We start from the raw sequence: 12244 nt of genomic DNA on the forward strand, positions 1-12244 counted from the left end.
CAATGCTTCGACAAGCTCAGCCTGAGCGCGAGTGCAAAGCCAGGAATCACTAAAGGACGTCTATCCCATGAAAACGCGTGCCGCCGTTGCCTTCGAAGCCAAGCAACCGCTCGAGATCGTCGAACTCGATCTCGAAGGGCCCAAGGCGGGCGAGGTGCTCGTCGAGATCATGGCGACGGGCATTTGCCATACCGATGCCTACACACTCGACGGGCTCGATAGCGAAGGCCTGTTCCCCAGCGTGCTCGGCCACGAAGGCGCCGGGATCGTGCGCGAAATCGGTGCGGGCGTGACCAGCGTCGTGCCCGGCGACCATGTCATCCCGCTTTACACGCCCGAATGTCGCCAGTGCAAAATGTGTCTCTCGGGCAAGACCAACCTGTGCAGCGCGATCCGCGAGACGCAAGGGCGCGGGGTGATGCCCGACGGCACGTCGCGCTTTTCGTACAAGGGCGAGACGATCTTCCATTACATGGGCTGTTCGACCTTTTCGAACTTCACCGTCCTGCCCGAAATTGCGGTGGCCAATATCCGCAAGGACGCGCCGTTCCAGCCCGCCTGCTATATCGGTTGCGGCGTCACGACGGGGGTCGGTGCAGTGATCAATACCGCCGACGTGCGCCCCGGCGACAATGTCGTCGTCTTCGGCCTCGGCGGGATCGGCCTGAACGTTATCCAGGGCGCGCGGCTGGCGGGTGCGGGACGGATCGTCGGCGTCGATCTCAACGGCGACAAGGAAGACTGGGGCCGCAAGTTCGGCATGACCGACTTCGTCAATCCGAATGAAGTCGGCGACGTCGTCGCGCACCTCGTCGCGATGCTCGACGGCGGCGCCGATTACAGCTTCGACTGCACCGGTAACACGACCGTCATGCGCCAAGCGCTCGAATGCTGCCACAAGGGCTGGGGGACGAGCATCGTCATCGGCGTCGCCGAGGCGGGCAAGGAAATCGCGACGCGCCCGTTCCAGCTCGTCACCGGGCGCAACTGGCGCGGAACCGCGTTCGGCGGTGCGCGCGGACGAACCGACGTGCCCAAGATCGTCGACTGGTATATGGACGGCAAGATCGAGATCGACCCGATGATCACCCACGTCCTCTCGCTCGACGAGATCAACAAGGGTTTCGACCTGATGCACGCCGGCGAGAGCATCCGCTCCGTCGTGGTTTACTGAAGAAGGAAGCGCCAATGTTCAGCCATATGATGGTCGGTTCGAACGACATTGATCGTTCGAAAAAATTCTACGACGCGATTTTCGCCGCGATGGACGCCAAGCCGGGGGTGATCGATCCCAAGGGCCGGATCGCCTATCGCCATAACGGCGCATCGTTCCTCGTCACCCCGCCGATCGACGGCAAGCCCGCGACGCACGGCAACGGCTGTACGATCGGTTTCGCGATGGAGCCCGAACAGGCCGACGCGTGGGAGAAGGCCGGCGTCGCCAATGGCGGCACCGCGATCGAGGATCCCCCGGGCATTCGCGAAGGCGGCGGCGTTCAGCTGTATCTCGCCTATCTGCGCGATCCCGACGGCAACAAGTTGTGCGCCCTCAAACGGGTCGCGTGATCGCGATTCGGGCACGATCGACGCGCCGATGATTTCCGGTCTCGAACCGTGGGCCGACCAAGCGGTCCGCCTCGGTGCGGGGCTGGCGATCGGCGCGCTCGTCGGGATCGAGCGCGGTTTCAGCCTGCGCAAGGAGCGCGACGGTACGCGCGTTGCGGGCGTGCGAACCTTCACCTTGATGGGGCTGGTCGGCGCAATCGCCGGTCTCGTCGGGGCGGCCCAGCCAATCGTTGCCGGGGCCCTGGTCGCCGGCCTCGTCGCGGCGCTGGCGTTCGCTTACGCACCCCAGCTCAAGACGCGCGCCGATGCGACCAGCCCGGTTGCCGCGATGGCCACGATAGCGGCGTCCTTTCTCGCCGGAAGCGGCGAGATCGGGCTGGCGTTGGCGGCGAGCGCGATCGTCGTCGTCATTCTCGCGCTGCGCGAGGACTTGCACGGCTTCGTCGCGCGGCTCGATGAAAAGGATATTCGCGCGCTCGCGCGCTATGCGGTGATCGCGCTGGCGGTGCTGCCGTTCCTGCCCAATCGCAACATGGGCCCTTACGATGCGTGGAACCCGGCGCATCTATGGTGGGTCGTGATCCTCGTGACGGGTTTTTCGTTCATCGGTTATGTCGCCAACCGCGTCTTCGGTGCCAAGCGCGGGACGATCGCGACCGCGGTCATCGGCGGCGCCTACAGCTCGACCGCAGTGACCCAGTCGCTCGCGCAGCGGCTGGGCGCGGGCGAGGGCGGTAGCGCCGAGCCAGCGGGCATCGCGCTGGCGACTGCGGTCATGTATCTGCGCGTCATTGTCCTTGTCGCCGTGCTCGCGCCGCGGATGCTGTTGCCCTTCGCGATCGTTATTTCACCCGCGCTCATCGTCGCATGGGTTGCGGGCATCTGGCTCTATCGTCGCGCCGAGAAAAGCGAGGGCGGTGCCCCTCCCGGCAATCCGATCGCGCTCGTCCCCGCGCTTGGCTTCCTAGCCTTCGTCGCCATCGCGGCGGTCGGCGCACGCTGGGCCGAAAGCCAGTTCGGCGAACAGGGGATCGCGCTGCTGCTGTTCCTGATGGGATCGATGGACGTCGATGCCTCGATCGTCACCGCGGGAGGATTGCGCCCCGAAGCGATCGGTGCGGCCTTGGCAGCGATCGCGATCGGCGGCACGGTGGTTGCCAACATGGCGGTGAAGATCGGTGTGACGCTCGCTTATGCGCGCGGCAAGGGGCGCAGCGCCGCGATCGCGCTGACCGCAAGCACGCTGGTCCTGATCGCCAGCCTGGCGGTCGGCTGGACGCAATTATGATGGGACGGGAATCGATGATCGAAACGCTGAGCGAGACGAAAAGCCATAGCGGGATCCAGGGCGTCTATCGCCACGAAAGCAAGACCACCGGCACGCCGATGACCTTTTCGGTGTTCGTTCCGGACCATCGGCCCACGCATAAGCTTCCCGTCCTGACCTATCTCTCGGGCCTCACCTGCGATCATTCGAATGTTACCGAAAAGGGCGAATTTCGGGCAGCATGTGCGCAGTACGGCATCGTCTTCGTCGCCCCCGACACCAGCCCGCGCGGCGCTGGCGTGGCCGATGCCGAGGGCTACGATATCGGTCAGGGTGCAGGCTTCTACGTCGATGCGACCGAGCCGCCCTGGTCACAGCATTTCCGCATGCGCAGCTATATCGAGGACGAACTGCCCGCGCTGATCGCGGCGCATTTTCCCGTCGATGGCGCGCGGCAATCGATCATGGGCCATTCGATGGGCGGGCACGGCGCGCTGACGATCGGCCTGCGCAATCCCGGTCGCTATCGCTCGATCAGTGCGCTCGCGCCGATCGTCGCGCCGTCGCAGGTTCCCTGGGGACACAAGGCGCTCGGTGCCTATCTCGGCGACGATCGCGATGCCTGGCGCGCGTATGACGCGGTTGCCTTGATCGAAGACCGGGCGCGGGTGGACGAGTTGTTGGTCGACCAGGGCAGCGCCGACCAGTTCCTTGACGAGCAGCTGCGTCCCGGACTGCTGCGCGAGGCGTGCGAACGGGCGGGGATCGCGCTGACGCTCACCCTGCAAGAAGGCTATGATCACAGTTACTATTTCATCTCGACCTTCATGGCCGAGCATGTCGCCTGGCACGCGGCGCGCCTGAACGTCTGAGCGGCACGAAAAAGGGGCGGCGAATTGCTCCGCCGCCCAGCTTGCCATGCTTGATGTCTTTTGGCGACCCAGCTCGATCGACCAGGCTTATCTCACCACGACCGTCCCGCCGCCCTCGATGATCACCGTCGTCACGACGGCAGGTGCGGTCGGATAATAATAAGCGGGATAGGCATAGCCGTAACCCGGATAGGCGGAACCGCGTGCCATGACGCGGCGCGTACGGGGATAGCCTGCGCGCCACGCCTCGCAGCGCTGGCGGTCGACGGCGCTGCCGATCGCGGCGCCAGCGACCGCGCCGCCGACGGTGGCGTCGCCGCCGCAGAGGCGCTCCATCTCGCGCGCATCATAGCTGCTTTGCGCGTAGCGCGGCGCGCCGCGATAGTCGTCGACCTGAGCGTAATAGACATCATCGCCAGCGACGCGTTCGTCAGCGTAGCCGTAGCCGTAGCGATAGGGATCGGCATCGCCATAACCATAAGCGGTATCGGGCCGGTAGGTGCCACGAAAGGTGCCGTTATACGACGTGCCATCGGCCGCCCACTGGCCCTCCCAACCGCCCGTCCACCGCTCGCGATAGTCGGCCTCGGTGATCTGGCGATCGTCGCGACCGGTGTAAACGCGCGCATCGACGGGGGGCGCCAGGCCATAGTCCACGCCGCGCTGAACGATCACGACGCGCGGCGAATCGTCGGCGTGGACGGGATTGGCCCACAGCACGACAACGGCGGCAACTCCCAGCAACAAAGCGCTTCGCATGGTTAATCCCCTGATAACAGGCGCTCCCAGGCGAACTGGACGGCGCAAAATGTTAACGCCGCGTTTATCAAGAAAATCGTTCCAAGGCGAGCGTTTCGCGCCCGAGAGTCCCGATTCGGGTCAGCCAAGCCGATCGGCGATGCGGGCTACGAGCCGTTCGATGCCGGTCGCATCCTCGGCGTCGAAGCGGCCGGGTTCGGGACTGTCGAGATCGAGCACTGCGACAAGCCGGCCATTGGTGACGACGGGCACGACGAGCTCGGCGCGGCTTTCGGCGTCGCACGCGATGTGACCGGCGAAGCTGTGCACGTCGTCGACCAGCTGGGTGGCGTGTTCGGCAGCTGCGGTTCCGCAGACCCCCTTGCCGAGCGGGATGCGGATGCACGCGGCCTTGCCCTGGAACGGGCCGAGGACGAGTTCGCCGTTACTGTCGTTTCCGCTGTTTGGGCCGACCAGCCGATAGAAACCGGCCCAGTTGAGCCGTGGCACCAGTTGCCAGATCAGCGCCGAGACGTTGGCCATATTGGCAATGGCGTCGCTTTCGCCCGCGGTCAGCGCGTCGGCCGCGTCGGCGAGTTCGGCATAGAAAGTGCTGCGGTCTTCGGTATCGATGGCAAAGTCGAACATGGTCATTCCTAGTATATTGGGGGTCCTAGATGGGGCGGCGCACGCGTTAGTCCAGCCGGACCTTGCCACGCCCGGATTTGACCGTCGCCCGCTTTTTCTTGCTGTCGACGCGGCGTGCCTTGGCGGCGCGGCTGACCTTGGTCTTGCGGCGGACTGCAGGGCGGACATGCGCCTTGGCGATCAGCGTCTCGGCACGCGCGCGGGCATCCTCGCGGTTCGATTCCTGGCTGCGAAAGCGGCGCGCGGTGATGATCAGCTCGCCCTGGCTCGTCAGTCTCGACCCGGCGAGCGTTTTGAGCCGTTGATAGACCGAGGGCGACAGGCCTAGCGAGAATACCGCGACGCGCAGCTGGCACGCGGTGGCGACCTTGTTGACGTTCTGCCCGCCGGGCCCCGACGCGGCGAGGAAGCTCTCGCTGCAGGCGCTGTCAGGGAGGCGGTACGTCATCGTCGGCAAATCCGGCGTTGATGAAGGTTGCGGGCAAAGGTGCACGTGCTTCGACCGGCGGCTTGCCGTCGCGCGACACGCGGATCCATTCGCTGTGCAGCAGCATGATGCCGTTCTTGCCCAGCGTGCCGCTGCCGTAGACCGGATCGCCGACGACGGGGACACCGAGGCCCTCTGCGGCATGGACGCGGATCTGATGCGTGCGGCCGGTTTCCGGCGTGAAGGCGACGAGCGCGCGATTGTCGAGGACGCGCAACAGCATCCAGTGCGTCACCGCTGCCTTGCCCGCCGGATCGCCGACCATCCGCCAGCCTTCTTCGCGCGTCGAGACCTTGCCGAGCGGGAGGTCGATCGTGCCACCATCGCCGCTCGGAATGCCGTCGAGGACGGCGACATAGCGCTTGGCGACGCGGCGTTCCTCGAAGGCGCGCTGGAAACGCTTCATCGCCTTGGGGTTGCGCGACAGGAGCAGGCAGCCCGAGGTGTCGCGGTCGAGCCGGTGGACCGCATTGGGCCAGCGATGGAAGCCGAACGACAGCATCTCGCGATAATTCTCGATGCTCATGCCGCCATTGACCGGCGGCGTGACGGGCAGGCCGGCCGGCTTGTCGAGGATTATCGCCTCGCCATCGATGAACAGGACACGGTCGGATAGCATGGCGCTCCTCTGGCAGGAACGCGGCCCGATGGGAAGGGTCGACGGTGCGTTTACGCAATCGTCAGACCTGATCACCTAGGCGTTTGGTGAAATAGATTTCGAGCTTGCAGAAGGCACCCACGATGCACCTGGCCCACGAGAGTTTTACCCAGTCCCCTGCCAAGCAAATGATATCACGCGCGGAAATCCTTGGTGCGTTCAGCTATGCGCTAGACATCACCGAAGGCCAGCCCGTGGGGCATTGCGTGCGTGCCTGCTGGATCGCGTGCCAGATCGCGCAGGAGCTCGGCTTGCCCGACGAGGCTTTTGCCGACCTCTATTACGCCGTGCTGCTCAAGGATCTCGGCTGCAGCAGCAACGCCGCGCGAATTTGCGAACTTTACCAGACCGACGACCGCAGCTTCAAACGCGACTTCAAGTTCGTCACCGGCGACCTTGGCGATGTCCTCAAGTTCGTCTTCTCGCATACCGGGACCCATGCAGGACTGATCAAGCGCCCGCTCGCGATCCTCGACATATTGCGCAACGGACCCGAATATTCGCGCCAGCTGATCGAGACGCGCTGCACGCGTGGTGCCGATATCGCCAAGCAGCTGCGCTTTTCCGACGCGGTCGCCGACGGGATCCGCTCGCTCGACGAACATTGGGACGGTTCAGGCAAGCCGCTGGGTCTGGCCGGCGATGCGATACCGCTCTACGCGCGCATCGCGTTGCTCGCGCAGGTCGCCGACGTCTTCCACCATGCCGGCGGTCCCGCCATCGCGCTGCGTGAAATCGTCTCGCACGGCGGGAGCTGGTTCGATCCCGCACTCGTCATGCTGTTCGAAAAGGTCCAGGCGCGGCCGGGCTTCTGGGAGGCGCTGTCGGCCGACGATATCGAGTTGACGCTGTTCGCGCTGGAACCCGCGCACGCCATGATCGCGGTCGACGAGGACTATCTTGACGATATCGCCTTTGCTTTCGGTGAAGTCGTCGATGCGAAAAGCCCCTATACGGCGGGCCATAGCGGTCGCGTCGCCGATTATGCGCTGCGCCTCGCGATCGCGCTCGATTACCCGCTAGAAAAGCGTCGCTGGCTGGTGCGGGGTGCCTTGCTCCACGACATCGGCAAGCTCGGCGTCAGCAACACGATCCTCGACAAGCCGGCCAAGCTCGACGACGACGAATGGGTCGTGATGCGCGACCATGCCGCCCACACGCAGACGATCCTCGGGCGGATCTCGGCGTTCGACGACATGGCACCGATTTCCGCGGCCCATCACGAGCGGCTCGACGGCAAGGGCTATCCGCTGGGTCTCGACGAGCACGCAATCAGCCTTGAAACCCGCATCATCACGACGTGTGATTTCTACGATGCGCTGACCGCCGACCGGCCGTATCGCAAGGCGATGACGCCCGAAAAGGCGCTGTCGATCATGGCGAGCGAGGTCGACAAGGCGATCGATCGGAGCTGTTTCGAAGCGCTGACTGCGGTTGTTGCGGGATCGGCCGCGACCGAGGCCGCTTTCAGCAGCTAGAGCGCATCGACGAGAACGATTTCGGCGTCTTCGAGTATCTCGATCGACAGCGAATCGACGTCGGTAATCGCGGCCCCGTCGCGCGGGCCGAACTCAATGCCGTCGATACGGATCCGCCCCGTCGCCGGCACCAGATAGACATGCCGGCTACGCGCCGTGTCATAGACCAGGGTCTCGCCCTTTGCCGCCGTCGCCCCGGCGACCCGGGCATCGGCGCGGATCGAAAGCGCGTCTTCGTCGCCATCGATCCCGCTCGCCAGGGTAACGAACTGGCCCGATCGATCGCCTGCGGGAAATTCGCGCTGGCCCCAGGCGGGCGGCACGCCGCCACGCGATGGCAGGATCCATATCTGGAACAGCGTCGTCGTTTCGTCCTCGAGATTGAACTCGCTGTGCGTGACGCCTGTGCCGGCGCTCATCACCTGGACATCGCCAGCGGCAGTGCGTCCCTCGTTGCCCATGCTGTCGCGATGGGTGATCGCGCCGGTGCGGACATAGGTGATGATTTCCATGTCGTTGTGCGAATGCGGCGGAAAGCCCGATCGCGGTCCGATAGCGTCGTCGTTCCATACGCGGATCGCGCCCCAGCCCATCCGTGCGGGGTCATGGTAACCGGCAAAGCTGAAGTGGTGTCGGGCGTCGAGCCAGCCATGGTCGGCATGGCCGAGACTGTCGAATGGGCGTCGTTCGATCATCGCAAGTCCTTCTGGCAAATCGCAAGAAAGCAAGATGGGGGCGGCGCCAACAGGTGCAAGAGCGGCGGGAGGCGCTGCCCGCGTCAACTTTTTGTTCATAGGATTAAAGACAAAATTAACCTTTCGCCTTCATAGCTTTCATGGTTAACAATTCACACGGGTCAGGCGAAGCGCGGTAACGCGGCTGCCGACCGGGGAAAAGGGGTTAGACGATGCGCGTTCTTTTGATCGAAGACGAGCCGACTACGGCCAAGGCCATCGAACTCATGCTGTCGACCGAGGGGTTCAACGTTTATACGACCGACCTCGGCGAAGAGGGCCTCGATCTCGGCAAGCTGTACGATTACGACATCATCCTGCTCGACCTCAATCTGCCCGACATGCACGGCTATGACGTGCTCAAGAAACTGCGCGTCGCCAAGGTGCAGACGCCGGTCCTCATTCTCAGCGGCATTTCGGAAATGGATTCCAAGGTCCGCAGCTTCGGCTTCGGCGCCGACGACTATGTCACCAAGCCGTTCCACCGCGAAGAGCTGGTGGCGCGGATCCAGGCGGTCGTGCGGCGCTCGAAGGGCCATTCGCAATCGGTCATCCGCACCGGCAAGCTGGCGGTCAATCTCGATGCCAAGACGGTCGAGGTCGACGGCAACCGCGTCCACCTGACCGGCAAGGAATACCAGATGCTCGAGCTGCTTTCGCTGCGCAAGGGCACGACGCTGACCAAGGAAATGTTCCTCAACCACCTGTATGGCGGGATGGACGAGCCCGAGCTCAAGATCATCGACGTCTTCATCTGCAAGCTGCGCAAGAAACTGAGCCTCGCATGCGGTGGCGAAAACTACATCGAGACGGTCTGGGGCCGCGGCTATGTCCTGCGCGACGTCGATGCCGAAGACGGTGAGATCGAAGTCGCCGCCGTCGCCTGAGTTTCACGAGACCCTACCCGGGGGGGCAGGAGCCGGCAGGAGCAATCCTGCCGGCTCTTTTCTTTTGCCAGCTTCGCCGATTCGCCTTAATTCGCGGTGATGGCGCGGCTCCTCCAGATCGTCAACGGCAAGCCGGTCGAAACGCAGGGCGCAAAGGCACGCGACCTTTCAACCGAAGACGAATTTTCCTGGCTTCACCTCGATGGGCGCGATGAGGGCGACAAGGCGTGGCTCGCGCGCCAGTCGGGCCTGCCCGAAACCGTACGCGGCGCGCTGATTGCGCGCGAAACCCGCCCGCGAACCGAATTCGTCGACGAAGGTGCGCTGGTCAACCTGCGTGGGCTTGGCGCGACGCCCGACGACGATCCCGATCCGCTGACTTCGATCCGGTTCTGGGCGGCGGCAGGGCGCATCATGTCGGTCAGCTTTCGCACGAGCGCTTCGCTCGAACCCGTCGTCGAATGCTTCCTGGCGAGTGAGATCACGACGCCCGGCGACTTGCTCGCCGAATTCGCCCGCGACATGTCCGAACGGCTCGATCCCAAGGTTGGCGATCTTGGCGACACGATCGATTTCTGCGAGGGGCGGCTCGATGCCAAGCGCGCGCATGCGGTACGGCGGCGCGTGGCGAAAGCGCGGTCGGAAGCGATCGCCTATCGTCGCTTTATCGTGCCGCAGCTGCACGCAGTTGAAGCGCTGGCGACCACCTCGGCCGAATGGGTCGAGAAGGACGATCGTGAGCATCTCCGCGCGGCGCAGGACCGGTTTGCACGGATGGCCGAAGAGCTTGAGTCGGTGCGAGAGCGCAGCGCCTTGATTTCCGAGGAGCTCACCGACCTGCGCGCCGAGCAGTTGGACCGGCGCTCGCTGCTGCTGTCGATCGTCGCGCTCATCTTCCTGCCGTTGACCTTCATCACCGGACTGTTCGGGATGAACACGCGCGTTCCCTGGGAACAGGATATCCAGGGTTTCTGGATCATCCTGGGCGTCTGCGCGGCGATCACCTTATCCTTGCTCGGCTGGTTCGCGCGGCGCCACTGGCTGGGCGAACGCTAGGCGATCAGCGCGGCGCCTGGCCGCCAAAGGCGACGATGCTTTCCTCGCCATTGGCCGCGACGCTCGCCACGCCGAAGAAATTGTCGTCGACGATGACGTCCTTCAGGACCAGTTCGGTCGCCTTGGTGTCGCGGTGGTCGGACCAGATCTGGCGATCGGCGCGGCGCCAGTAGACGCGGTAATGATCGGCGCCGGCGACGGGCATCCAGCGAACCGTCGTATCGCTGCTGACCGCGCCTTCGAGCGTCACCGTGGCGGGTGGTGGCGGCGCGTCGGAAAGCTCGCCGGCCAGCGCGACGTTGAGGTTGGTGACGCGCGCGAGATACGCGAAGTCCATTTCGTCGACGGTGTCGCCGTACTTGATCCCGTTCTCGACGCGGACATCCTGGTGCTGGTGGTCGTAGTCCTCGACGCCGACTGAAAAGCGGATCGCGGGAAAGCCGTATTCGAGCGCGGGCAAATGGTCGCCGCCGCGTCCGAACCGATCGGGCCGGCGGACCGCCAGCACTTCGAGCGGGCTGCGGCTCAGGTGCGCCGCGCGGATTGCGGCCTTGGCCAGCGCGCGGCTGGGGCCGTCGTCCTCGCCCCCGTTCTGGCGGCGGACCTTCTGCGCCGTGAGGTCCTCGGCGTCGCGAATGCCTTCGCTAAACACCCGGACGCGGTCATCGACGATGCTGCCATTCTGGCCGTGGGTCCCGCCGACGATGTCATTGTTGAGCATCGCAACGACATTCCAGCCTTGTTCCTTGGCATGTTCGGCAATCAGCCGCCCGCCGAACAGGCCCTGTTCCTCGCCGGTCAAAAGACCAAAGACGATGGTTCCGTGGTGCCGCCGCTTGCTCAGCAGTCGCGCCGCCTCGATCACCAACGCGGTGCCCGAGCCGTCGTCATTGGCGCCCGGCGCGTCGCTGGCCGCGTCCATCACGTCGCTCGCGCGGCTGTCGATATGGCCGGTAATCAGCACGACCTGGTTGGGATCGCCCGTGCCGCGCAGCGTTGCCAGCACATCGACGATCTCGACACCGTCGGGGATCCGCGGCCCGGTCATCCGGCGCTTGACCGTCGTGACCTCGAGACAGCCGCCGCACGCCGCCGAAATCCGTTCGAACTCCTCAAAACCCCATTTGCGGGCCGCGCCAATGCCGCGGACCGGATCGGTCGCGCTCGACAAGGTATGGCGGGTGCCGAACGAGACGAGCTTTTCGACGTCGGCGCGCAGGCGCGCTGGGCTGGCGATCGCGGTTGGGCGAGGGCTCGCTGCGGGGCCGAGATATTCGACGCGCGGTTCGGTCGGCATGGCGCACGCGGTCAGCGACAGCGAAACGAGGACGGCGGTGAGTGCGGATTTTTTCATCATGGCTGCAGCTTGCCGCCGGCTCGGTGCGCTGGCAAGCGCAGATCCTCTCGACGCGCGTTGCGGCCACGACTAGTCTCGGCCAAACCGCTTCGAAGGCGAGGCATTTCAATGAAGGATATCGTGACCATGAGAGCGAAACTTGTCGCGGTAGCAGTGCTCGCCGCGCTGCTCAGCAGCTGCGCAACCCCCGAATCGCGATTGCGTAGCGGCCTGATCGATGCCGGCCTGTCGCGGCCGATGGCGTCGTGCATGGCGCAAAGAATGGCCGACCGGCTGTCGCTGCTCCAGATGAAACGGCTCGGCGGGCTGGCCAACCTCAAGGACGATCGGTTGAGCCAGATTTCGCTCGAACGGTTCCTCTATGACGTTCGCGCGCTCAAGGATCCCGAAATTCTGGCTGTCGCCACGACATCGGCTGGAATCTGCGCGCTCGGTTAGCGCTCGCCCTTTTCTTGACGGCCGGCTTGTGCTTAAGCGCGGCCAACCGAGACGCGGG

The 12244-nt window shown here is 64.7% G+C and carries 14 protein-coding genes; 8 read left to right on the forward strand and 6 right to left on the reverse strand.

Annotated elements, in window-relative coordinates; genetic code table 11:
* Window positions 1–67 precede the first annotated feature (67 nt).
* From FSZ31_RS03365 to fghA, 4 genes are read left to right on the forward strand one after another with little or no spacing between them, the layout of a single operon-like run.
* Window positions 68–1174, forward strand: coding sequence for an S-(hydroxymethyl)glutathione dehydrogenase/class III alcohol dehydrogenase (locus FSZ31_RS03365; protein WP_147121618.1), 1107 nt, complete (start codon window positions 68–70; stop codon window positions 1172–1174).
* A gap of 14 nt (window positions 1175–1188) precedes the next feature.
* Entirely contained in the window at window positions 1189–1566 is a 378-nt protein-coding gene (locus FSZ31_RS03370) for a VOC family protein (protein ID WP_147121619.1), read from the forward strand.
* Between the two features lie 28 nt (window positions 1567–1594).
* Window positions 1595–2854 carry an MgtC/SapB family protein gene (locus FSZ31_RS03375; RefSeq protein ID WP_161595929.1) on the forward strand — a complete coding sequence of 420 codons (1260 nt, stop codon included), beginning with the start codon at window positions 1595–1597 and terminating at the stop codon, window positions 2852–2854.
* Window positions 2851–3705, forward strand: a complete 855-nt coding sequence (gene fghA / locus FSZ31_RS03380; RefSeq protein WP_408021639.1) for an S-formylglutathione hydrolase — start codon at window positions 2851–2853, stop codon at window positions 3703–3705. The genes FSZ31_RS03375 and fghA overlap by 4 nt, the downstream gene beginning before the upstream one ends.
* 87 nt (window positions 3706–3792) lie before the next feature.
* Here the strand turns inward: fghA and FSZ31_RS03385 are convergent, their stop codons facing one another.
* From FSZ31_RS03385 to FSZ31_RS03400, 4 genes are all read right to left on the reverse strand, one after another.
* Window positions 3793–4464 (reverse strand): hypothetical protein, encoded by a 672-nt coding sequence (locus FSZ31_RS03385; protein ID WP_147121622.1) that lies wholly within the window; start codon window positions 4462–4464, stop codon window positions 3793–3795.
* A 120-nt stretch (window positions 4465–4584) separates the two neighbouring features.
* Complete coding sequence (locus FSZ31_RS03390) at window positions 4585–5091, reverse strand: GAF domain-containing protein (protein ID WP_147121623.1); 507 nt, start codon at window positions 5089–5091, stop codon at window positions 4585–4587.
* A 46-nt stretch (window positions 5092–5137) separates the two neighbouring features.
* Window positions 5138–5539 carry an alternative ribosome rescue aminoacyl-tRNA hydrolase ArfB gene (gene arfB / locus FSZ31_RS03395; RefSeq protein WP_147121624.1) on the reverse strand — a complete coding sequence of 134 codons (402 nt, stop codon included), beginning with the start codon at window positions 5537–5539 and terminating at the stop codon, window positions 5138–5140.
* Entirely contained in the window at window positions 5520–6197 is a 678-nt protein-coding gene (locus FSZ31_RS03400; protein WP_147121625.1) for an RluA family pseudouridine synthase, read from the reverse strand. Before FSZ31_RS03400 ends, arfB begins: the two co-directional genes overlap by 20 nt.
* Before the next feature lie 167 nt (window positions 6198–6364).
* On the opposite strand from FSZ31_RS03400, the gene FSZ31_RS03405 reads away from it, so the two are divergent.
* Window positions 6365–7714 carry an HD-GYP domain-containing protein gene (locus FSZ31_RS03405; RefSeq protein ID WP_236643638.1) on the forward strand — a complete coding sequence of 450 codons (1350 nt, stop codon included), beginning with the start codon at window positions 6365–6367 and terminating at the stop codon, window positions 7712–7714.
* Here FSZ31_RS03405 and FSZ31_RS03410 read toward each other — a convergent pair.
* Window positions 7711–8409 (reverse strand): pirin family protein, encoded by a 699-nt coding sequence (locus tag FSZ31_RS03410; protein WP_147121627.1) that lies wholly within the window; start codon window positions 8407–8409, stop codon window positions 7711–7713. The genes FSZ31_RS03405 and FSZ31_RS03410 overlap by 4 nt on opposite strands.
* 212 nt (window positions 8410–8621) lie before the next feature.
* Between FSZ31_RS03410 and ctrA the strand changes: the two genes are divergently transcribed.
* A complete protein-coding gene (gene ctrA, locus FSZ31_RS03415; protein ID WP_147121628.1) occupies window positions 8622–9335 on the forward strand; it encodes a response regulator transcription factor CtrA in 714 nt (237 codons plus the stop codon).
* A 99-nt stretch (window positions 9336–9434) separates the two neighbouring features.
* The gene (locus tag FSZ31_RS03420) at window positions 9435–10391 is read left to right on the forward strand and encodes a CorA family divalent cation transporter (protein WP_147121629.1); all 957 of its coding nucleotides are present in this window, start codon (window positions 9435–9437) and stop codon (window positions 10389–10391) included.
* Between the two features lie 4 nt (window positions 10392–10395).
* Here FSZ31_RS03420 and FSZ31_RS03425 read toward each other — a convergent pair whose 3' ends face one another.
* Window positions 10396–11745: a M28 family metallopeptidase gene (locus FSZ31_RS03425; protein WP_408021643.1), complete on the reverse strand. Its 1350-nt coding sequence runs from the start codon at window positions 11743–11745 to the stop codon at window positions 10396–10398.
* 129 nt (window positions 11746–11874) lie between these two features.
* Between FSZ31_RS03425 and FSZ31_RS03430 the strand changes: the two genes are divergently transcribed.
* Complete coding sequence (locus FSZ31_RS03430) at window positions 11875–12186, forward strand: hypothetical protein (protein ID WP_147121630.1); 312 nt, start codon at window positions 11875–11877, stop codon at window positions 12184–12186.
* Window positions 12187–12244: the final 58 nt, after the last annotated feature.

The sequence above is a fragment of the Flavisphingopyxis soli genome, from assembly GCF_007995095.1.
Taxonomy (GTDB): domain Bacteria; phylum Pseudomonadota; class Alphaproteobacteria; order Sphingomonadales; family Sphingomonadaceae; genus Flavisphingopyxis; species Flavisphingopyxis soli.